Origin of the sequence: Coleofasciculus sp. A1-SPW-01 (assembly GCF_040217205.1) — a bacterium.
GTDB classification, from domain to species: domain Bacteria; phylum Cyanobacteriota; class Cyanobacteriia; order Cyanobacteriales; family Coleofasciculaceae; genus Coleofasciculus; species Coleofasciculus chthonoplastes_A.
The window spans coordinates 1-23,588 of record NZ_JAVJNP010000159.1 but is presented as its reverse complement, the minus strand read 5'-3'; the positions used below and the strand labels follow the sequence as shown (position 1 = coordinate 23,588).

15 protein-coding genes are annotated in these 23,588 nt (G+C 47.3%); 6 read left to right on the top strand and 9 right to left on the bottom strand.

Going from position 1 to position 23,588, the window contains the following annotated elements; genetic code table 11:
• Positions 1-88: 88 nt before the first annotated feature.
• The gene (locus tag RH949_RS23860) at positions 89-451 is read right to left on the bottom strand and encodes a hypothetical protein (protein WP_446356637.1); all 363 of its coding nucleotides are present in this window, start codon (positions 449-451) and stop codon (positions 89-91) included.
• A 193-nt stretch (positions 452-644) separates the two neighbouring features.
• Between RH949_RS23860 and RH949_RS23855 the strand changes: the two genes are divergently transcribed.
• The 3 genes from RH949_RS23855 (at position 645) to RH949_RS23845 (ending at position 5,436) form a co-directional block, all read left to right on the top strand.
• On the top strand, positions 645-2,315 hold the full coding sequence (locus RH949_RS23855) for an alpha-glucosidase (protein ID WP_446356635.1): 1,671 nt from the start codon (positions 645-647) through the stop codon (positions 2,313-2,315).
• Between the two features lie 143 nt (positions 2,316-2,458).
• Positions 2,459-4,954 (top strand): CPBP family glutamic-type intramembrane protease, encoded by a 2,496-nt coding sequence (locus RH949_RS23850; protein ID WP_446356633.1) that lies wholly within the window; start codon positions 2,459-2,461, stop codon positions 4,952-4,954.
• Between the two features lie 11 nt (positions 4,955-4,965).
• Entirely contained in the window at positions 4,966-5,436 is a 471-nt protein-coding gene (locus RH949_RS23845) for an N-acetyltransferase family protein (RefSeq protein WP_446356631.1), read from the top strand.
• A 75-nt stretch (positions 5,437-5,511) separates the two neighbouring features.
• Here RH949_RS23845 and RH949_RS23840 read toward each other — a convergent pair whose 3' ends face one another.
• Positions 5,512-6,501: an Rpn family recombination-promoting nuclease/putative transposase gene (locus tag RH949_RS23840; protein ID WP_446356678.1), complete on the bottom strand. Its 990-nt coding sequence runs from the start codon at positions 6,499-6,501 to the stop codon at positions 5,512-5,514.
• Positions 6,502-6,657: 156 nt separating this feature from the next.
• Positions 6,658-8,745: a thioredoxin domain-containing protein gene (locus tag RH949_RS23835; protein WP_446356629.1), complete on the bottom strand. Its 2,088-nt coding sequence runs from the start codon at positions 8,743-8,745 to the stop codon at positions 6,658-6,660.
• Between the two features lie 145 nt (positions 8,746-8,890).
• On the opposite strand from RH949_RS23835, the gene RH949_RS23830 reads away from it, so the two are divergent.
• On the top strand, positions 8,891-9,334 hold the full coding sequence (locus RH949_RS23830) for a DUF4332 domain-containing protein (protein WP_446356627.1): 444 nt from the start codon (positions 8,891-8,893) through the stop codon (positions 9,332-9,334).
• Positions 9,335-9,968: 634 nt separating this feature from the next.
• Here the strand turns inward: RH949_RS23830 and RH949_RS23825 are convergent.
• From RH949_RS23825 to RH949_RS23800, 6 genes are all read right to left on the bottom strand, one after another.
• Positions 9,969-10,457, bottom strand: coding sequence for a hypothetical protein (locus tag RH949_RS23825; RefSeq protein ID WP_006098553.1), 489 nt, complete (start codon positions 10,455-10,457; stop codon positions 9,969-9,971).
• Between the two features lie 998 nt (positions 10,458-11,455).
• Positions 11,456-16,945 carry an nSTAND1 domain-containing NTPase gene (locus tag RH949_RS23820; protein WP_446356625.1) on the bottom strand — a complete coding sequence of 1,830 codons (5,490 nt, stop codon included), beginning with the start codon at positions 16,943-16,945 and terminating at the stop codon, positions 11,456-11,458.
• A gap of 215 nt (positions 16,946-17,160) precedes the next feature.
• Entirely contained in the window at positions 17,161-18,474 is a 1,314-nt protein-coding gene (locus tag RH949_RS23815; RefSeq protein ID WP_446356623.1) for a P-loop NTPase fold protein, read from the bottom strand.
• Positions 18,475-18,512: 38 nt separating this feature from the next.
• Entirely contained in the window at positions 18,513-18,749 is a 237-nt protein-coding gene (locus RH949_RS23810; RefSeq protein WP_006098725.1) for a type II toxin-antitoxin system Phd/YefM family antitoxin, read from the bottom strand.
• A complete protein-coding gene (locus RH949_RS23805; protein ID WP_446356620.1) occupies positions 18,746-19,054 on the bottom strand; it encodes a type II toxin-antitoxin system RelE family toxin in 309 nt (102 codons plus the stop codon). Before RH949_RS23805 ends, RH949_RS23810 begins: the two co-directional genes overlap by 4 nt.
• Before the next feature lie 129 nt (positions 19,055-19,183).
• A complete protein-coding gene (locus RH949_RS23800; protein WP_006098675.1) occupies positions 19,184-19,798 on the bottom strand; it encodes a TetR/AcrR family transcriptional regulator in 615 nt (204 codons plus the stop codon).
• A 341-nt stretch (positions 19,799-20,139) separates the two neighbouring features.
• On the opposite strand from RH949_RS23800, the gene RH949_RS23795 reads away from it, so the two are divergent.
• Positions 20,140-21,732 (top strand): M16 family metallopeptidase, encoded by a 1,593-nt coding sequence (locus RH949_RS23795; protein WP_446356618.1) that lies wholly within the window; start codon positions 20,140-20,142, stop codon positions 21,730-21,732.
• A 176-nt stretch (positions 21,733-21,908) separates the two neighbouring features.
• Positions 21,909-23,390 (top strand): M16 family metallopeptidase, encoded by a 1,482-nt coding sequence (locus tag RH949_RS23790; RefSeq protein ID WP_446356616.1) that lies wholly within the window; start codon positions 21,909-21,911, stop codon positions 23,388-23,390.
• Positions 23,391-23,588 lie beyond the last annotated feature (198 nt).

Sequence of the window (23,588 nt, the reverse complement as noted above, 5' to 3'; positions counted from 1 at the left end):
GAACACCATAATTAGCACCAGCAACATTCCCTTGTTGACCCTGGTTCCCTTGACTCCCTGTATTTTGATTCGTTGGCTCTGACATAGACTAATCTTTCTCGTTTGTCCAACCCTCGATCGCCCCAGCAACGATCGCCCCCACTGGAGTTTGCTTGAGTCCTTCCACCAGTCCACCCCGCGCCGCACGGATTGCTCGTTCCTTAAAGGTTGGCTGATCCTCAATTTTGGTAATGACTGCTTCCGCCAGCCTCATCTGTTGGCTCGTGGTGGTTGCCTGAGTCAGGTCTAAACTAGAGACCAACCCTTGAATCTCTTGTACTGTAGCCTGAAGTTCAGGATCTGAGGTGCTAGTCTGAACCCCATAGTTGACTCCCGCTACATTATGTTGAGTTCCTTGATTATCCACACTGCCAACCGGAGCGTTGAACTGTTGCTTTTTCCCTTCTGACATGATATTTCCTCAACTCTGCCATTATTCTAATCGAGGTGCGATCGCGCCAATGATACCCTGTATGTACAACCCTGGGCGCTTGGTGTCATGGGTGCAAACCTCAACCGTTCTCTAGACAGGCTTCTCGCCGTTACAACCCCCCTTGGCGACTGGCTAGCCGAGTATCCTGTATTTTTTGCAGGTGAACAAGACTATGAATCCTAAAAAAACTAAATGGTGGCAAACAAGTGTAATCTACCAAATCTACCCCCTTACCTTTGCTGATGCCAATGGAGATGGCAAAGGAGATTTGAAAGGTATTATTAGTCGGTTAGATTACCTTAATGATGGCAATCCTGACAGTCAAACTTCATTAGGAATTGATGCAATTTGGCTCTCCCCGATTAACCAATCACCGATGATTGATAATGGGTACGATGTGAGTGATTATTGCGATATCTGTCCTACCTTTGGCACATTAGCCGATTTTGAGAAGCTTTTAAACGAAGCCCATCAACGCGGCATCAAAGTAATTATGGACTTAGTGATTAATCACACCTCAAACCAGCACAATTGGTTTATCGAATCGAGTTCCAGCCGAGATAATCCTAAAAGCGATTGGTATTTATGGCAAGATCCCGCCCCGGATGGTGGAGTTCCCAACAACTGGCTCTCCTATTTCGGAGGAAGCGGCTGGACATTTAATCAACAACGCGGTCAATATTATTACCACACGTTTAATACCAATCAACCTGACATTAACTGGAGAAATACAGAAGTTAAAGCCGCTATTTATGACATGATCCGGTTTTGGCTGGATCAAGGGGTGGATGGCTTTAGACTGGATGCGTCGAGTGTGTATAGTAAAGACCAATATTTTCGCGATAATCCGATGAAATTTGGGGCGACGGATAGAAAGGACTACAATAACCAACATCACCTGTACAATAAAAATCTTGCCGAAAACCATCAAATTATTAAGGAGATCCGGAACTTAATAGATGAGTATGACGACCGAGTGATTCTTGGCGAAACCTTCATCGATAATCGTCTTTATGATTCCATCGTTTTTTATGGGGTAAACAATGATGAACTTCATTTACCCTTCACCTTTGAGTTTGCCTTTAGTCCTTGGTATCCTGCCTATCTGCAACAAGAAATTGAAAAGAAAGAACTCTTAACTCCAGCAGGTGCTTCGCCTACCTACTTCTTAGATAATCATGATATTCCCCGACATTTATCGCGCTGGATTGAATGTAGTCTCTGCACGAATCCCAAAGCTATTGCCAAAGCCGCCGCTACTATATTATTGACGGTTCGAGGGATTCCTCTTTTGTATTACGGTCAGGAAATTGGCATGGTTAATCATCTCAATATTCCCCCAGAAAAAGCCAGGGATAAAGCGGTAGCCAATCCTCAAAGTGGGGAATCTGTACCGTCGCGGGATGGTGCGAGGACGCCGATGCAATGGGATGATTCGCCACAAGCGGGGTTTAGTTTTGGCAAAGATGTTGAACCTTGGCTACCTGTTAATGACAACTATTTGGATGTGAATGTTGAAAATAAACTCAAGCAAGATGATTCAATTTTTAATTTCTATAAATCCTTACTGCGAGTCCGCAAAAACAGCGAAGCGTTACAGGTGGGACGTTGGCGAACTCTGATCTATTATCCTTATGAGCATTTAGCTTACCTGAGAGAAACAAAGCAGGAGAGCGTGTTGATTGTAATTAATTTCTCCTATGAAAAAGATTTAGGATTGGATGAATCCATCGAAATCCCAATGTGGGAAGTTTTGCTGTCTACTAAGCTGGAAACGGGCAAAATTATTGATTTACCCGAAAAGTTGCAACCTTTCGAGGTGTCTATCTTGAGAAAGTTATAAAACCCTTAGGGGTAGTAGAGACGTGACCATGGAACGCCTGGAAGCAAGGTGAGAAAAAATCGTAGGGGCGCAAAGACTTGCGCCCGATTCAATGGTCACATCTAATCCCGAATTTTAACTGTGTTAGTTCAGTAGTGAGCAAGATGCTCACACTCCTGCTATTGCCTATTGCTTTTGTCCACTATCGTGAGTTTCACATCTCAAATGAAAACCCTATATGGGAAAATTGGCTCAAACGACGATCGCGGAATGGAACGGACATGAGAACGTTTAAGTGGGTGATTTGGGGACTCTTAGGAATAATCTGTGCGATCGCGCTAATCTATTTTTCCCCGGAACCCCAACCTGCTGTTCCTCAGGAGTCCAGTTACACCCTGAGTCAACCAGCAGGAAATCAACCGTCTTTTTATCCACTTGAGCAAGACATTGACCCAACCTTCTATCACTCTGTCGGTGATTGGGTGGGACGATTAATTTTACCCAATCCGGAAGAAATAACCGCCAATTCAACAGGTGATTGGGTTTGGTTTCAGGTGTACAACGCCCCCGACACTGCCCAGGATTTAATCGGTGATAAAGTGCGTTTAGAATGGCAGGAAACGCCCCAAATTCAGGCATATTTGGATGCTGTTACTACCCCGATTGAATTTAACCAAACGACTCGCAATAGCCAGAAAGACGGTAATATTCACCCCAATCGCCTGAATGGTTGGTCACAGGTGGGTCCATTACAATCTTTAGCGGGAGCCAGACCTAAAAATGATGTGATTGTCCGCTTAGAGGAGGTGATTTGGGCAGAAAATAGGCTGAAAATTGCTCGTTCTCCGATTCAAGTTTCCGGGCGATTTTATGGTTTAGTGTCGATTGTCAGCACCCAGGGAGAATGGTTAACGGTACGTCATTACAACCCCGAATCGGACAGATTTGACGGTGTTGAAGAAGTGATTCGTTTCCGCAAGGGGAGGTTGTTTTCCACGCCACAACAGCTTGAAGCGTCTCCCGCAGGCGAGGCGGGGTGGTATATTTACGGGGCGAAGGATAAACAAGGTGTTTTTACCGTCCAAGCCATTGCGCCGCGATCGCTATTTCAATTGCAACCGGATCGGGTTATTTTAGGTTCAGATCGGCTGCCGAATTTGTGGCAGAATACCCGCGATCGCCAGGGGACAGTGGCGACAGTGTTAATTGATCCAGAGGCGAAAAGCAAACCCGATGCAATTTCCGCTTGGCAAGCAGGCGATCGCGCTTTGATTTTACATCTGTTTGGCGGGATTGGCGGTGAAAATGGCGATGAACAGACGATATGGGCGACGGTAACGGGTCATTTCTCCTTTGGGGTGGCGGAGATTATTCGTGATCCGTTGACTAATGAGTTAAGCTGGGAAATTGTCTATCAACAGGTTTATGCCCATAACCCGAACGGTATTATTGCTGGAAATGTAACCTGGGCAAATTATATGGGGGATTTGCACCGGGGATGGTTGGGGACACGCCCGGTTGTTGATGTTTTAATCAAATTGGAAGCTGTCACTCAAGACTATAATTTCGATGGCGTAATTCTCTCACCTTTACAGGCATTAAAGTACCAGTTGAATGTCATGATGTCCCGCTATCGCACCGGGGATGGAACCGGAAGTGCGATCGTTACACCTGCTTCGTCTTGCGTTCAGGATTCTAATCAAGCCTTATATATTGCGATTGAACAGATTAAGCAGCAGGTAGCGACAACGCCTCAGATACAGGCTTGGCTACAACAGCATCCTAATCATCCCCAAACCCAGCGATTTCAGGCGTTAGTGGCGTTAGGGAAGGAATTAGAACAGAATTTAACGCCGTTGGGGGTGGTGCGTTCCGACTGGAAGCAAAACGCGGAAACCTTGGCAGGTGTGGGTGATCGCTTGATTCAGGATAATGATTTATTCGCCGGGATTTTGAGTTGGCGGACAATTATGCCCCGTCGAGGACAGGATATCATTGCCGATTTGTTGCTTGACAAAAAGGCGAAACTGTGGGTGTTGCAAAGTTTTCAAGTCCCTGGGGGAGAGGAGTCCATTTTTCCGGTGGCGCCAACGGTATTATTGGGACAGGTTCCCGTCTTGTCAACGCTGTTAATTCGCGTAGTGACGGGGTTAATAACGCTACCGAGTGGGTGGGGGTGGCTGATTTGTGTGAGTATTGGTTTGGGGTATGCTGCGATCGCGGTTCCCTTCGGTTTGATGACGGGTTTTTTACAATTCCGTTGGGATTTGAATTGGAATCAGTTCTTTTTAACCTTGGTTTTCCCAGCATTCAGCGAAGAGTTAGTCTTTCGGGGGCTGCTGCTTCCCAGTTTCCTAGAAAATGCATCGGCGGGGGCGTGGTTATTTGGGTTGAGCCTGAGTACAATTTTGTTTATCCTGTATCATCCCTTGAACGCCCGCTATTTCTACCCTCCTGGCTATACAACCTTCCGGGATTGGAAATTTTTAGTCTTGGCGGGATTGTTAGGAATTGCCTGTGCCGTTGCTTATGGCGTAACGCGATCGCTGTGGTCTGCTGTTAGTTTACACTGGCTAGCGGTGATTATTTGGCTATTTGTTTTCGGGGGAAAGGGTAAACTCCATGTCATACAGACAGAGATGTTACACGAGTCGCACTAACGTTGACGGTTATGAGGATTCGGATTGCTCAAGCCTCGGATAGTCCCGAATTAGCCAAACTGTATCAAGAAACGGTACTCGCGATCGCGCCTCAATTTTACTCTGATGCTCAAACCCATAGCTGGGCGTCGTTTGCTGAGGATACGGCTGGGTTTCGGGAGTTCATTTTGTCAGGGACAACATTTGTGGCGGTGGATGAAACTGGGATTCTCGGCTTTGCGGGAATAGCTGATGATGGTCATATTCTCTCAGCTTATGTGCGGCGCGATCGCATCCATCAAGGGATTGGTTCTCGGCTGATGGAAATTCTCTTGGATTATGCTAAACGTCACAAGATTAAGCGCTTATATGCAGAAGCGAGTGAGTTTAGTTTGGGGTTGTTTAAAAGGTTTGGTTTTCAGGTTTATAATACGGAGATTGTCGAGCGTCAAGGGGTGGAGTTTCAGCGTTATTTGGTTGAACGGTTCATCCTCATCCCTTAACGTTTCCAGCTTTGCATCGCAGGTACACGGATTACGGTACAGAGTTTGAGAGAATAGGACACGGCAATGCCCACCCTACTCAATCGCCTGTTGTAGGTTTGCTTTATTAACCGAAAGTCCCAAAGTTTCCAGGGATGCAAGATTCGTCGCCAATAATTCCTCCACCATCGCATTTACCTTCCCGGAGACAAGATCACGCCACCCCTGACGCTGTAGGGAATGTCCATCCTGCTTACACCATTGTGCGATCGCCTCAGATAGATCTTCTATCTTATCGGGTAACGGTTCAATTAACTCAGCCAAATCAGCCAAGTCTTGCGGCGAAAAAAGCGATCGTTGATGCTGTAACAGTTCAATAAAAGCCATAACATTTTGTTGGGCAAATAACCGTGCGGCTTGTTGAACCACTTCCCCAGGCAAATCCAATCCTTCAGCAATCATCTCCCAACTCAAACCTAACTGCATTAGGCGGGGTATTGCTTTTAACTTGGCTTTTTTCTCACCTTCTTCTTGCGCTTCCTGATAAACCTTGGTTTGTTTGAGTTCACTTAACCCGAACATAGCTTGTATCTCCTCTCGGCTTTTTTGCGGTAATTTGTAAACGATGATTGTCTCGATTAAATCAATCAGATTTCGTTTTGTCGTCTCATCGGTTATCTGGACTTGGGCTTGTTCGATCAAGCGCTTTGCTTGTTCCGGGGCTGTCTTTTCCCTCTCAATCACTAGCTTAACAACATTAATCCCCAAAGAATCCGATGCCTCCTCTCCTAACTCATCTAAGTATATCCGAGTAACCCGGGTGAAAAGTTCCCTAAAGTGTAACGGTTGTTCCCGTTCAATCCGACGAGTGGGATAAATGACCACAACCTGCCATTGATGGGTCGGTTTGTATTGTTTCAGAAAAATGAACAGTTCCGTAAATACACGATAATATAAATTCTCATCCGGTTGAAACTGAACCTCGACCACATAAAAGGGTTCGTTTGATTGTTCATTCTTCGGCACAAACAACCCATCGAGTCGAAATGACAGTTCCTTAATTTCACGGGATGTGAATTCATACAGCAGTTTGCTCTGCTATGCGGTACATTGTCGATCCCCCTAAATCCCCCTTAAAAAGGGGGACTTTGCGACCCGTCTGCATCAATTAACAGACTACTCCACTCAATTGGATCGGGTCGCCCTTTACTCCCTACAAAAAAACGCTTAAACTTGCTCACGTCAATAGCCCCGGGTTTGACTTTTCTCGACTTGTGCTAATAGTTGTTCCTGAGTATGAGCCGTAGGTTTACAACTGAGTCCCTGACAAACTAAGCCAACGGCATTCTCCGGAAGACTGGGTTCTAATCGATACATAGTTGCCGGAAAATACTGCGTCATTAGGGATAAAATCTGAGCCACGCTGGTGCGAATTAAGGTAGAATTGCGGAACCAATCTAGAGCCGTAAACAGACTGGGACAGGATTGGGGTGACTGGTTCATTACACTACTAAACGCATTCAAGGCTTGTTCAGCGCGATCTAGATAAGCTAAGTTTTCCGTGAGTAACGTCAGACGCACCAAATTCGCGATCGCGACACCATTCGCCGCAGGTGTGGCATTATCGGTATAACTGCGTTCCCGTATCAATAAATCTCCACTACTATCATTAGCGGCGTTATAGTAGCCTGCGAGTTCCACACTCCACAAATATTCGTCAAATTCGTCCTGTACTTTAATCGCCTCCTCTAACCAACTATCCGGGATTGGCGATTGGGAAGACTCTTGTGCTGTTGCTAATCCTAGTGAGGCTTGATGCAAATCTAATAAGGCTTTAATAAATAACGCATAATCTTCCGACTGTGCCAATATAGAGGCTTCACCTTCATAATTCAAGCGATGGAAACGCTGATCTACCCATTGATTCTCCAGAATAAATTTAGCGGCTGTTGTGGCTAATTCCAGGTATTCGGGTTTACGAAATACGCCATACGCCCTAGCTAAACCAGAAATCATTAGGCTATTCCACGCCACAATCATTTTCGTATCTGTAACCGCCGGAATGCGACCTGACCAATTCTTTGTTTTTGCCTCTTGATTGTTTTGGGCGGGGGGGAAGGTTTCTAAGCTGTCGGGAGGGGAACCATAACGGGCAGTAAATAGTTTTGCTAATGCAGTTTCTAAGGTATCGCTTAACTGATCCGAATAACGGCGCTGCAATACATTTTGTCCTTCAAAATTGCCTTCAGACGTCACCGTAAATTGTTCTTGCAATTCTGCCAATTCTTCAGCGGTGAGGAGTTGCTGCAATTCGGCATAACTCCAGACATAAAATGCCCCTTCTTCCGGTTCGGCGGCGCTGGGTTCGGTGAAACTATCGGCGTCTTGGGCGGCGTAAAAATAACCAGACGAGGCGGTCATTTCCCGGGTCAACCATTGCACGGTTCCCGATATTGCCCGTTCAAACGCAGCTTCTTTAATCCCCACACTCCACAGATTCGCCAGATACTCGACAATCTGCCCATTATCGTAGAGCATTTTTTCAAAGTGAGGCACTGTCCAAGTGGCGTCTACGGTGTAGCGATGAAAGCCGCCCGCAACATGATCATAGATTCCCCCTTTAGCTAAATCTAACCCACGCGATCGCGAGGCTTGGTACGCATCAACCTCGGTCATCTCCTGGAAGCGAATTCCCCGCAAGGCTAAATCCGCATAGGGAATCATCGGAAAACTCGGTCCATAACTCCCACTATCTACAATCCGGATCGTTTTGTCCATTCCCTGGCGTAGTAATTCAGCGGTGAGTTGTCCGGAAGCGGGGAGGAGAACCGACTGTTGTAGATGACCCAGAATCTCGTCTTTAAAGTTTTGCAGCTTGGTCTTTTCTACATCATAGAAGCGGCGAATCGCTTGTAATACTTGTAAAAAGCCCGGACGCCCATAGCGCGGTTCTACGGGGAAATACGTCCCGCCGTAAAAAGGAACCCGATCCTCTGGCGTCAGAAAAATATTTAGGGGCCAACCCCCTTGACCCGTCATCATCTGCAACGCCTGCATATAAATGCTATCAATATCCGGGCGTTCTTCCCGGTCTACCTTAATCGGTAAGAAATTGGCATTCATGTACTGTGCGATCGCCGGATCAGAAAAGGCTTCCCCTTCCATCACCGTACACCAGTGGCAGCTTGAGTAACCAATGGACAGGAAAATTGGCTTATTGTCTGCCTTAGCCGTGAATAAAGCTTCATCACTCCAGGGCCACCAATCGATAGGATTTTCCGCATGCTTACGCAGATAAAGGCTTTGGCATTGGGCAAGGCGATTGGTCATGACAACTGTAATTACTCTAGATGCTCTCTGGATCAGTGTATCGCGGTATCGCAGTTTGCGGTTTTGTTTGGAGTTCGTAGTCAGGGCTTTAGCCCTTCATTATTAAAGTTTTATAATCTTAAGCACCTGTTCTCCAATCCCCAGAATGTCTAATCAACCCAAAAACCATCACCGTAGTATTCCCGTTCGCGATCGCGCCATTGAACATCTTCCTGGATTGAGTAAAGAAGATTGGACTAAACTTCAGCAACAGGGAATTACAACAACGGCTCAACTCCTCAAAGTCGCAAATAATCGCCAATCTAAACAAGCGTTAGCCAATCAACTGCAAATCAAGGCACAATATGTACATAAATGGGTGGCACTGGCTGATTTAGCTCGCGTACCTAGTGTTGGCTATGACTACTGTGGGTTATTGCTGCACGCGGGTATTATTTCAGTCAAGCAGCTTGCTCAAACACCGACTCACAAGTTACACCAGCAAATTTTACGACTCCAAGTAGCAACAATGCAACGGCGTGATCTGAGTCCGACAGTGGATCAAGTCGCCGCCTGGATTCAACAAGCACGACAGTTGGTTCAGGGATAATATCATCTGAAGCAATGTAGAGACGCGCCATGGCGCGTCTGAAACCGGGGGAAGTCAAGATACTTTCGTTACTTTAAATCAGAAAATGCTTCGGGTGAGGCTATGCTTCCATTGAATAGCTGTAAACCAGAATTGGCAAGGGTTTTGGCTTAAGTTGATCCGGATGAAGGCTTGCGCTTAATTCATCACTGACGAGTGTTTGATACTCGCTGACGAGTGTTTGATACTCATTGACGAGTGTTTGATACTCATTGACGAGTGTTTGGTACTCGCTGACGAGTGTTTGATACTCACTGACGAGTGTTTGATACTCATTGACGAGTCTTTGGTACTCGCTGACGAATCTTTAATACTCGTCAACAGAATCCATCGCCTCCCCATCCTGTAGAGACGCGCCATGGCGCGTCTCTACAACCGGAATGCAGCGCAGTCAAATCTAAACCACATAAAAATAAGGCTAAAGCCGCAATACTTCTTTAACCTTTTGTCTACTTATATAATTGTGCTTTTCCAAAAATAGCACTACGGGGATAGGTTAGGACATTCCTTTGTTGCCCATTGTCTGTTGCTTGTTGCCTTTTCACCCAATTTTATTGTCCTAACCTCAATCGGTAATACTATACCCCTCAGCCGCTTAAGTTGTTGTTTCTGACTCTTTATCTGACTTGGGTGTCTTTGTCTTCATCGCCTTAAACCGTTCTCCTAATTCTTCCGCCGCCGCCTTTAAACCGGGAGTGCGTTTAGCTGCTGTCTTCACATAGTCATAAACCTCTAAACTACTCGTCATTGTTTCACTCCCCACCGCCAGCAGCGTATCATCTACTTTTTCCGTCAGTTGGCGCAAGTCTAAGAAAATTTCCCCCAGCGCCATTGCTAACTGATAATCTTGGACAAATTCGTTCACATCAAAGCTATTGGGCAGAATATCTGGATTCGACTGGGCTATATTTAAACTATTTTGGACAAAGCCTAAGCTTTTATCGCCCATTTTAAACAGCTTGCGGCGTTCGTCAACACTCAGATTGACTAAGAACGAGAGTTTTTCTTCAATGGTTTTGATAGCGGCTTTAATCGCGGCTTTATCTTCGTCGGAAAGCGTCGCGCTAATATTTTGGTAGGGCATAATCGTTATCCTGAAAGGGTTCTGTGGATAGATGAGCCAATCCGGATTCAGTCGGTGCCAGTGTTTAGTGATCACAGATAAGCCAAAAGATAGATGACTGAAGACGGGGTTAAGTTCATCTATCTAATAGGATGCCAGTTTTTTGGGTAATTTGCCCAGTCGAGGCTTACAGGGTTGTCCAGTCGCGTCGTAGGGTGCGTTACGCTTCGCTAACGCACCTCAAATGCAGAAATTAGGCAAGACTATTATCCTGATTTAGACACTGAGGATATTCGGGCTGGCTTGAGTTATGCGATCGCACTGTTTGTAGTAGGCACTTTAGTGCCTTAAAATTAGGTTCATAACGAACCTGAACGAGTTCTACAAACCTATTCTGAAGCGGAATTAGCCGGATCATTCGTCGTTGTCGAATCGGATAAACACAGATTTAGCAAATTATCATCAAGTTGAGCGTAGGGGCGCACCGACGTGCATTGGTATCAACTTAAGGTCGAAAACCAATGCTGGCAAGGTTTTTAGCCATGCCTATCTACGGCTCGACATTTTCCCCCTCATCCCCTAACCCCTTCTCCCGACCCCCCTCGTTCCCCCCTACCCCCCTCGTTCCCCCCTACAAGAGGGGGGAGGACAGAGGATGCTTCGCTTTTTTGGCAGGGGGGAGGACAGAGGATACTTCGTTTTTGTGGCACGGGAGAAGGGGAACCGGACTCTCTCCGGACTCTCTTGCTCCCCTCTCCCCGGCGTGGGAGAGGGGCTGGGGGAGAGGGGTGGAGCTTAAGTTGACACTAATGGATAATATCGTGCCCTAATCTAGCTACATTCAAGATCGCACCCACGTTGATTATCTTGAATGTCGCCCAGTTGTCTGGATTTACCCGGATTAGATGGGTGTACTGGGTTTTGGACGCGCACATCATGACAGGCGCAAGCCGGGATTTGAGGGCGCACGTCGGTGCGCCCCTACGGTACGGGTTAAACTAATCCCCAATCCCCATCTCCTACTCTCGACAAACGCGCAACCGCTCCCGCGCCTCCTTCTGCGTCGCCAGATAATCCTTGAGCCAATCACAACCCTGTGCCAAGAGTTCATCTAAATCCCGGTAACCTGGCTTTAACACGACTTTATCTTCTTGTCTTAGGGCAATAGTGCGCCAATCGGGGCTAATAGCCTCATAATATCCGGCAAATTCAGCAATCTGCCGTCCTTGCAAGTCCCAAAGGCGGGTGGTTCCGTCAGAAGAGCCAGTCAGGATTTGCTGACCATCGGGGCTAAAGCTTACAGCAATGACCCAACCCTGATGCCCGGTTAATTCCTTAATTAAATTGCCCTGGTTATCCCAGAGGCGGGCGGTGTTGTCTCTTGAGCCAGTCAGGATTTGTTCACCATCGGGGCTAAAGCCTACAGCATTCTGACCATCGGGGCTGAAGCCTAAAGCTATGACTGAATCCTGATGCCCGGTTAATTCTTTAATTAAAATGCCCTGGTTATCCCACAGGAGGGCGGTTGTGTCTGCTGAGCCAGTTAGGATTTGCTGACCATCGGGGCTGAAGCCTACGGCTATGACCGAATCCTGATGCCCGGTTAATTCTTTAATTGATTGACCCTGGTTATCCCACAGGCGGGCAGTTTTGTCATAAGAGCCAGTCAGGAGTTGCTTGCCATCAGGGCTGAAGGCTACGGCTATGACCGAATCCTGATGCCCGGTTAATTCTTTAATTAAACTGCCCTGATTATCCCACAGGCGGGCGGTTTTGTCAGAAGAGCCAGTCAGGATTTGCCTGCCATCAGGGCTGAAGGCTACGGCTGTGACCGAATCCTGATGCCCAGTTAATTCTTTAATTAAATTGCCCTGATTATCCCACAGGCGGGCGGTTTTGTCCCAGGAGCCAGTCAGGATTTGCTCACCATCGGGGCTAAAGCCTACAGCATTGATCCCACGCTGATGCTCGGTTAATTCTTTAATTAAATTGCCCTGGTTATCCCACAGGCGGGCGGTGTTGTCCCAGGAGCCAGTCAGGATTTGCTGACCATCGGGGCTGAAGCCTACAGCAAAGACCCAACCCTGATGCCCGGTTAATTCTTTAATTAAATTGCCCTGATTATCCCACAGGCGGGCGGTGTTGTCTAATGAGCCAGTCAGGATTTGCTCACCATCGGGGCTGAAGCCTAAAGCTATGACCGAATCCTGATGCCCGGTTAATTCTTTAATTAAATTGCCCTGATTATCCCACAGGCGGGCGGTTTGGTCATAAGAGCCGGTCAGGATTTGCTGACCATCGGGGCTGAAACCTACAGCATTGATCCCACCCTGATGCCCGGTTAATTCTTTAATTAAATTGCCCTGGTTGTCCCACAGGCGGGCGGTGTTGTCCCAGGAGCCAGTGTTGTCTAATGAGCCAGTCAGGATTTGCTTGCCGTCGGGGCTGAAGTCTACAGCAAAGACCCAACCCTGATGCCCGGTTAATTCCTCAATTAAATTGCCCTGGTTATCCCACAGGCGGGCAGTTCCGTCAAATGATCCAGTTAGGATTTGCTTACCATCGGGGCTGAAGGCTACATCCCAGACCTGACCCTGATGCCCGGTTAATTCCTCAATTAAATTGCCCTGGTTATCCCACAGGCGGGCGGTGTAGTCTCCTGAGCCAGTCAGGATTTGCTTGCCATCGAGGCTGAAGGCTACAGCAATGACCAAATTCTGATGCCCGGTTAATTCGTTAATTAAATTGCCCTGGTTGTCCCACAGGCGGGCGGTGTTGTCTCCTGAGCCAGTCAGGAGTTGCTTGCCATCGGGGCTTATGGCTACGGCAATGACCGAATCCTGATGCCCGGTTAATTCTTTGATTAAATTGCCCTGGTTATCCCAGAGGCGGGCAGTTCCGTCAAAAGAGCTAGTCAGGAGTTGCTTGCCATCGGGGCTGAAGGCTACGGCATTGACCCGACCCTGATGCTGGAGTTGATTGCGCTCCCAAATATTATCTAAGATTGTCTGTAACGCTAACAATGGGCTAGCCGCAGGATACTCTTCTAAGGAGCGACCATCTTTGACTAATTCTTTCAACTCTTGCCCCGCTTCCATCGCTGTCATCAACGCTTCGATACTCTGATATTCAAATTGTTTAATCGCCGCCACACCTGCTCGTTCTAGCCGAGTCCCTGCCTGAGCTTCTTCCCGTTCAGCTTTGGCTTGGTTTAAGGCAATTTGAGCTTCTTGTACTTTCTGATTTGCCTCCTGTTCTCTTTGCCTCGCATTAGCCACCCGTTCCCCTGCATCCTGAATCTTCGCCTCAGCTTCTCGATTGACTCTATCCCGTTCCGCCTGCGCTGCGGCTAATTCTTTCTGTGCCTGATTCACATTGGCATTGGCGAGTTTTTCCCGTTCCTGGGCTTTCTTGACCTCTCGTTCTGCCTGTTGAGCCTGTTGAACAGTTGCGGCGGCGACTTTCTTCGCCTCTTGTTCTTTTTTAGTCGCGTCCGTGAGTTTCAGTTGAGTATCCTTAAATTGCTGTTCCGCTGCTTGTCTTTTCTTATTGGCTGCTTCGAGTTGCCGAGTTGCCGTATTAACTTCATTAGTAATTTTTTTTATCTCGTTTTTAGCAATTTCTTCACTCTCTTTGACTTGGGTTAAATCTGCCTGTGCATTCTCTAATTTTCGATTAGCAAGATTAAAATTTTGATTCGCTCTCGACGCTAAAACAATCATCCCAACTGCCAATGCCGAGAGACTCGCCACCACCGCCACGCCACCGCGCACAATCTGCTTCTTAGTCTTTTCAACAACCTTTAACTGTGCCTCACTCCGCCGCCGTTTCTCCCGTTCCGCCTTTAATTCGGCAACAATGCCAAACCCTTCTTGCTGGCGAATCAACTCAACTAAATAATCATGCACTAACTGATATCTATCCTCTGGCTTTTCCGGCACTTCCACCACCAACCCAGAATCGACAAAAATCTTCAGCGCCAACTCCAACTGCTGACTCTCCATCACCCCATCTAAGGGTAAAGCGGTTAACTCCGATACCAAATCCGCGCGAGTCTTCAGGGGACGAGTATTCTTCTCATCCGTCAACAAATACAACACCAACTCCCCAACTCGTTGATTCTCTGTCCCACAATCCTGAATCACCGCTTCTACATACCGCTTCACCAACTCATCCTTTGTCCCCCGTTGGCGATACTCAGCCAGCGTCGTTATCTCCTCGGCTTGCAATTGCGCCCCAACAATTTGCAACTCAATCGGGCGCACCTTGCCCGTATCTTCCGCCAAATCCTGCACCAACTGCTCAACTAATTCCGACTCCAGATGAAACTGAGAACGCGCCGTCAACTGTTCAATAATCCCCTGGGCATCCTCTGGCGCAAAATCCCCCAACTCATAGCGATTACTTTTATTCAGAATATCATTATTAATTACATCAATCCGCGCCAGACGTTCACACTCCAACAGATAATGGAGATAGTCTTCCCGCAGGGATAAAATAACTTTCAGATAGGGGAGATTCAGACAATCACTGAGGAACTCAAAAAAGGGTTTTCTCGTGGCGGTATCCTGACAAACAAAGAAGAACTCCTCAAACTGATCAAAAATCAATACCACTAACCGATGGCGCTGTTCATTTTGTTGTAGTTGTTCGAGGACGAGACCTAACCCCCCAGCCCCCTTCCCTGCCAGGGAAGGGGGAGTATTTAGAGGAGGATTGCTGGGAGTATTTAGAGGAGTATTACTAAAAGTATTTCTAGAAATCTTGCCCCCCTCTCCTCGTAGGAGAGGGGCTGGGGGAGAGGTTTCTTCTCCTCGTAAAAGAGGGGTTGGGGGAGAGGTTTCCCCCGCTACCAACAACCGCCCCAACTCTTCCACCCAATTCGTATAAACTCGCACAGGAATCGGTAAAACATCCAACCCCTTCACCATTTGCTTCTGCCGTAACGCTGGCACCAATCCCCCATTCACAATCGAACTTTTCCCCACACCCGATTGCCCATGAATTACGGTTAACTTACAATCATCACGGGCAATTCTACCGATTAAACGCTCCACATCCCGCCCTCTTCCCGACGCCGTAATCTCCAACGCCACCTTATCCTGAGACTCTCCCGGTAAGGGTTGCAGACGACTCGCGCCAATAAATGCCCGTAAGCCTAACTGACTTTCAACTAATCCTTGTTCTTGCTTAATCGCAAATGCCTTTAAATACTCCTGCTGATTAAAATAGAGCCGTTGCAGTTCCTTTAAACTATCACTATAAACCTGGGGATTATCCTGGGGATGGGTTTCAACTCTCACCCGTTCCAATGTCTCAATCGCGGACGGAATTTGATTTAATCCTTGCTGGGCTTTAGCTAAGAGGAATAGATATAAACTATGTCCCTGATCCGGTACATTGGTAGAGACGCGCCATGGCGCGTCTCTACATTGTAATGCCTGATTTGCCAATCGTTTTGCCTCCTGCCAATTCCCTCGCGCCAGCGCCACTTCTGCTAAAAAGCCATAATCCCGCGCCTGTTGTCGCTCACTTCCATAAACGTGATGTAACCTTAACCCCTTTTCCGCTAATTCCTGTAACCTATCCCACGCTTCTAACCGTTGTAAAACTTCCCCCAACTCCCCGATAAACCGCGCCACTAAATCCGGACGTTCCACTCCCTCAAATACGGCTAATCCCTGGTGAAAATAATCCCTCGCCTCCTGCCAATAGCGGCGTTTTTCCGCCCGATTCAACTCGGCTTGACGCCAAGAACATAAACCCAAGTGAACCCAGATCATCCCTTTCCGTTCAGGATGCTGGTTGGGCGGTGATTCCCCCAGTGAAAGACTCCGTTGATAATGGGCAATGGCGTCATCTAGGTTATCCTGAAAATAAGCCTCCCTGCCCCAAACAAACTCTAACCCTGCCGCTAAATCCGCCCCGACTTCTTCACCTCGCCCTTGTAAATCCTGCCGCGCTAATTCTAATTCTGAACTCGCCACCGACTCCTGAGCAAATACCGCCTCTACCCCCCGATTTAGAAACTCAATCAACGCCGCTGAAGTTAAAAAAAAGGAAATAGGCGGAGCACCCCAATTATAGAAATCCGGTATTAACCGGACAAACTGTTTCAATACCTCATCCGTCACCCAAATAACCAAGGGAAACTTAAAGTTTTTCCGAAATTCCTCCCGAATGTGATTGGTGGCTAGGAGGAGATTATCTAAATCTGTAACATTCTCCAACCCCAAAATCATTAACGCCGATAACGGCTCATCTCCAACTTCAGTTTTAATCGCACCGTAGAGGGTATTCGTTGACGGCGATAACACCAATTCTCGAATCTCTACCCCACAGTGCTGATGCAAGTCTTGGCAAATCTGCTCCTGTAATTCCCGATAATTACAGCGGACAAAAATCAGCGAAAACCGCCGCCCACTGGATAGGGTAATCGCCCGAATTAATGTATTCAGCGATCGCGAATTATCAGGTGTCGCTGCTTCGGGATAATCGGAATCAGTCATAACCTTCGGGGTTGATTCGTAACGGTTGTAGGGTGGGCAAAAGTTATAAACCTGGGACTCATTGGATTATCTTGGTTGTATATTGCCCACCCTACGGTAACTGTATGAGTGTAGTTGTAGGGTAGGCAAGAGTGATCAACCTGGAACTACTTATATTATCTTAGTTGTTATTGCCCACCCTACGGTAACTGTTCCAGACGCGCCATGGCGCGTCTCTACAATTGGCGGGTTTCTAACAAAACTGGATTCACGCCAAACCATCGCCCTTGGGAATCGCGATATTCAAACACAAATAAACTGCGTAATAATGTTTTATGTCCATCCTCCCCACTCACCCGTTGCTCTTGGTTTACCCGCCGCAGTAACTCCCACTCATCATCGGTAATCCCTAAGACTAAACTATCCCGATATTCCCGAATCGCCATCTCTACAGTATCGCGGCAGATCGGCGGATCTTGTTCCTGCAAACAGCGAAACAGCATCCCTAATAAGTTTCGCACATGACCGCCACTAATGCGACATAAACGGTCTAAAGTATCCTGATGATCAAAGATTTGAGTGACTAAATTCAACCGTTCCTCCGGTGCTACCTCTGGAAACGCCCGGGCTAAAATCAACTGCTGTAACAGGGCAATTCCTTGATCACAATCCCTCCCATCCCGTAACTGAATCGGCACCATCGGCAAGATTTGCGGCGCGATTCCCCCACCAAACCGATTGGTTAAAGCCTGATAATCATTGGAGAAAATCAACGCCAATGGGATAGTATAAACAAGATGGCAGTTGAGTTTCCCTAACTGTTCACCCCGATCCACAAATAGATATTCGGGTTGAGTCCGTCCGGAATCATTGCGCCGATCCTGAACCCGATCTAAATTATCTACAATAACCACTAATCCCCGTTTTCCTTGGCGTTTCAACTCCTCCGTTGCCCGGGCTAAGATTTCCTGATTCAAAGACTCAAGAATCCCACTGGTACGCGGTTCTAAATATTGCCGCAAGCGACTACGAAGCTGGGGACTTTCTTTGGTTTTGGCTGTGAGTTTAGCCAGACTTCCCGGTAACGAGAATCCCGCCTCCAGGGATAACTCGATCGGGGTTTGCAGAAAATCCGCAATCTCCTGAAAGCGATCGCGAAAATATCCCGGTTTAAGCTTAATCCCTACAGTTTCCAGACTTTCACTCACCTGACGGGCGATCGCGAGTAAAATATCAGTAATATCCACATCCGTCATATCCAAGTCTTGGGTAGACTCAAAATAGACGACATGAAAGCCTTGTCCCTCTAAGTCAGCTTGTAAGCGGCGTAACTCTGTAGACTTACCACAGCCAATATGTCCCGTAAACAACTGACAGGTGGGTTGATTGAGACGGGAGCGCAAAACAATCGTCCGTGAGAGTGCCTCAATAATCTTACCGCCCCGAACTGAGGCAAAATCAATATAATACTGACGATCTTCAGGATTCGCGATCGCGAGAGTTTTACTCGGATCACAAGCATCAAAGAATCTCAGAAAATCTAATTCCATTTTTGTTTAACGTCGTTCAACCCAACCTATCCAGGTGACTAAAACATTGCCTCTACTTCTGTCAAAGGTATAGTGGCACGTTGGCGTCGATCACTAATCATTTGCCAAAATTCTGCTGAGAGTTGCAGATTCAATTGCTCCGGATCAACGTTTGTCAATCCTAAAAAAAGGGCAATGGGTTTACCGTTTTGGGTAATCAGGATCTGTTCCTCCTGAGCATTTCGCACATAATCCTGTAATTGTTCAGAAAGTTGTTCTAGGGTTAACTGTCTCATCCCACGATCTCCTCTGTAGTTTGTCCCGGTGATTTCCGGCGAACAGCTCGAACGTAAACGATTTTTCCGTCCTCATCTACATCATAGAAGACTCGATACTCTCCCACCCGCAATTCCCAAATGGGGGGAACTGTCTCAAACCTGGGTACTAAAGGCTCAAGGCGTTTGCGATTCCTTGTTATCACTGTGGGTTCATGGGTGAGTTGCTGGCGAATTGCATCAAGGATTGGGCGACGATCAAAAGCACGAATTGCCCTAAGTTCTTCAACGGCTAAGTCAGTCACTTCAATGACATAGGAAGTCATCACAGAAAACTCCAACGAGTATACCAGCCAGTAGTTGTAGGGTGGGCAAGAGTTATAAATCTTGAAATTCTATTAGACTGCAACTTGGTATAACGAGTATTGACAAGCGTTCTCCCTAATGCTTAATACCTAGTCCTTCGCTAACACACCATTGAGGAAAATATCAGCAATGCCTTCTGCCATGTCTTGCACATCTTTGAGGGAGGCTCCTGGTTCCATAATCGTCTCGTCGCTAAACCCCGCCACAGCAAACATGCCTAAAAATACCCTGGCTACAACCTTGGGGTTAGTCCGCCGATAGATCCCCCGCTCCATTGCTGTTTCAAAGAACGCTTCTGCCACATCGGACATTTTAGCAATGACTTCTGACTGGATGCGATCGCGTAAATCGGGGTGAAACTGGGCTTCCATAAAACAAACCCGCATCATATCCGCATTTTCATGCATCCGCATCATCCGCCGCCGCATCACCTGCGCCACGGCTTTATAACTCCCCATTTCGCTCAATTCCGTCAGCAAATCCGTGAGCAATTCCACCCATCCTTGAGTCGCCACCTCGACTAATATGGCTTTCTTATTCTCAAAATGGCGAAATAGAGTCCCTTCAGCGACACCCGCTTTTGCCGCTAAGTCACGGGTTGTTGTCCCGTTATAGCCGCGACTGGCAAATAAACGTTGGGCAGCATCTAGGATACGCTGCTTTGTCTCTGTTTCTGATTGAGGGGGCTGGTGTAAGATTCGCATTGGACTCCAAAATGAGCTGCAAGGGTTATGGGCGACAGGTTATCTATGCCAGAAAAGGCACGCCTTTAAGATCAGACGTATTTTACACTAGGTTATTTCTTCCCCCAAACGGGTGAAAATTTACAAAAAGTTAGTTGTCATGAACGACAAGCCGCATGGTAGGGGAAGATGGGGAAGATGAGGGAGATGGGGAAGCTAAACTAGATAAAGTCCGTCCTATGATATTTTGCCTCCCCTAACCCAGAACATTAAAAATGACAAATGACGTAGCTTGCTTCTCAAGGGAGCGAGTATGACAAATGACAAATGACAAATGACAAATGATGAATGATGAATGACAAATGACAAAGAATCGATCTATTTTGCGTTTTCTGCATTGGACTGTTCACTTGAGAAAATACCCCTGGCGCTCCATCCTAGGAGCGTTCTTAGTCGCAACTCTAGTATGGAGTAGTATCCCGTTGGGGGCTTTGGCTCGCAGCGAAACCCCACCAACGAACGCCCAATCAATCCAACCTTACTTGGATGGCGTCCTTGACCAGGTGACGGAGTTTAGCCTGGATAATGGGATGAAGTTTATCGTTCTAGAACGCCATCAAGCCCCCGTTGTCTCCTTTGCCACCTATGCTGATGTTGGTGGCGTTGATGAACCTGTAGGCAAAACGGGTGTGGCTCACTTTCTGGAACATTTAGCCTTTAAGGGAACCAACCAAATCGGCACTCGAAATTATCAGGCAGAAAAACCCCTGTTAAACCGCTTGGATCAGTTAGCGGCACAAATTAAAGCCGCGAAAAAAGCTGGGAACGAGGCAAAGGTTGCCGAATTAAAAGAGGAGTTTGCCCAAGTTGAAGCCCAAGCCGCTAGCTTGGTCAAGCAAAATGAGTTTGGTCAAATCGTTGAACAAGCGGGAGGTGTGGGGTTAAATGCCGCTACCTCCGCCGATGCGACGGTTTATTTCTACAGCTTCCCCTCCAACAAACTGGAACTGTGGATGTCTTTGGAGTCGGAACGCTTCCTGGAACCCGTGTTTCGGGAATTTTACAAAGAACAAGAGGTGATTCTGGAAGAACGGCGTCTGCGAACCGACAACTCGCCCATCGGTCAAATGATCGAGGCGTTTCTGGATACCGCGTTCCAAGTCCATCCCTATCGGCGTCCTGTGATTGGGTATGACGAAGACATCCGCAACCTGACTCGCGACGATGTGCGACAATTCTTTGAAACCCACTATGTTCCCAGTGAATTAACCATGGCGGTAGTGGGTGATGTTGATCCCGATGAGGTTAAAGAGTTGGCTCAAACGTACTTCGGACGCTATGAAGCAAAACCCGCCGCCTCTGAAGTCAGCATTGTCGAACCTCCCCAGCAACAAACGCGGGAGGTGACGTTGGAACTACAGTCTCAACCCTGGTATTTAGAAGGATACCATCGACCCTCTCGTACCCATCCTGACCATGTAGTGTATGAAATTATCGGGCGTTTACTCAGCGATGGTCGCACCTCTCGCCTGTATGAATCGTTGGTTCAAGAAAAACAAGTCGCCCTCTCCGCTGCCGGATTTAGCGGGTTTCCGGGAGATAAGTATCCCAATCTGATGCTGTTATATGCCCTAACTGCACCAGGACACAGTGTTGAAGAAGTCGCGACAGCCCTGCGAGAAGAAATTGAGCAACTCAAAACCGAACCCGTTTCAGCCCAAGAGTTAGAACGAGTGAAAACTCAAGCCCGTGCTGGCTTATTGCGATCGCTCGATTCTAATATGGGAATGGCACGTAATTTAGTGGAATATCAGGTGAAAACAGGCGACTGGCGCAATCTGTTTAATGAACTCCAGGCAATCGCCAAAGTTACACCGGCTGATATCCAACGGGTGGCTCAAGCCACGTTTACACCCGACAATCGCACCATTGGACGATTGCTATCAAGTCAATAGTCTTATGTCTTATGTCAGGGAATAGGCAATAGGCAATAGCGAACAGGGAACAGTAAAGAATGTCCTAACCTGCCAAGGTAGCTGCTATATTCCTCAAACCCTTACATAAGACATAAGCACCAATGACCAATGACAATAAGAGCCGTTAACTTTAATTTTTCCCCTCTACTTATCTAATGAGCAATCTTACATTGAACAGATTCCGTCGAAAAGTCTGGCGCTGGTGTGGATTACTGGTTGCCACAATTCTGTTGGTTGTCGTATCGCGCACGCCTGCTGTGGCGGCTACGGCGAAGCATTATACCGAGTTAACCTTTCCGCCTCTGTCAGAAATTCAGATCCCGGAGTATACTCGCTATCAACTGGATAATGGCATCGTTGTCTACTTAATGGAAGACCACGAATTGCCCTTGGTGAGTGGAACCGCGATGATTCGGACAGGCGATCGCCTTGAACCCCCTGATCAGGTTGGCTTAGCCAATATTACCGGAGAAGTCATCCGCACAGGCGGGACAACAGAACATTCGCCGGATGAACTAAATCAGTTACTCGAACAACGGGCGGCGTCTGTGGAAACAGGGATTAGCACGTCAAGTGGTAGCGCCAGTTTCAATGCCCTCAGCGAAGATGTGGATATGGTGTTTGACTTATTTGCTGAGGTAATTCAAAAGCCTGCCTTTGCCGAAGATAAGCTGGAGTTGGCGAAAAAGCAACAAGCGGGACAAATTGCCCGTCGCAATGATGATCCTAAAGATATTGCCAGTCGCGAATTTACTAAACTGATTTATGGGGATCAGAGTCCCTATGCCCGCACTATTGAATATGAGACGCTAGCCAATATCTCCCGTGACGATGTGGTGGAATTTTATCAGAACTACTTCCATCCCGAACGGATGATTTTGGGTATCGTGGGAGATTTTGATTCCGATGAGATGCGATCGCGGATTCAGGAGAAGTTTGGTACCTGGAACCTCTCATCACCTCCCCCAGAGATAACGGTACCCTCTGCGTCTCAGGCAAAGGAAGAGGGTTTATTTGTCGTGAATCAGGCTCAACTCACCCAAAGTTATGTGTATCTGGGGCATATTGGCGGAGAATTTGATAACCCTGATTATCCGGCGTTGGATGTGATGAATCAAATCCTCAACGGGTTTGGCGGGCGGTTATTTAATGAAGTGCGATCGCGCCAAGGGTTAGCCTATTCCGTCTATGGCTTCTGGAGTCCTCGCCATGACTATCCTGGGATGTTTGTTGCGGGTGGACAAACTCGTTCCGAAGCTACTGTATCCTTGATTCAAGCGATTCGTTCAGAAATAGAGAAAATCCGCACCACGCCTGTCACCCCGGAAGAACTTGAGTCTGCTAAAGACCAAGTTTTGAACTCATTTGTGTTTAACTTCCAAGATCCCAGCCAAACCTTATCGCGGCTGATGCGGTATGAATATTATGGGTACCCCGAAGATTTTCTTTTCCGCTATCAGCAGAAGGTGAAAGAGACGACAATTGAAGATGTGCAACGGGTGGCGCAAAAATATCTCCAACCCAATCAACTGGTTACATTAGTCGTTGGGAATACGGATGCGATTCAGCCTCCCTTAACCAGTCTGTCGAACAATGTTACATCGTTAGATATCACCATTCCCGAACAAAGCAGTTAGTGATGTAAATTGGTTTGTAGTGAGCACTTTAGTGCTTCAACGCCTAGCCGGAGAGGGCTAAGGTTCCCTCACTACGAAGCCTGTAATCACAAGAAGTAAATTGGTTTGTAGTGAGCACTTTAGTGCTTCAACGCCTAGCCGGAGAGGGCTAAAGTTCCCTCACTACGAAGCCTGTAATCACAAGAAGTAAATTGGTTT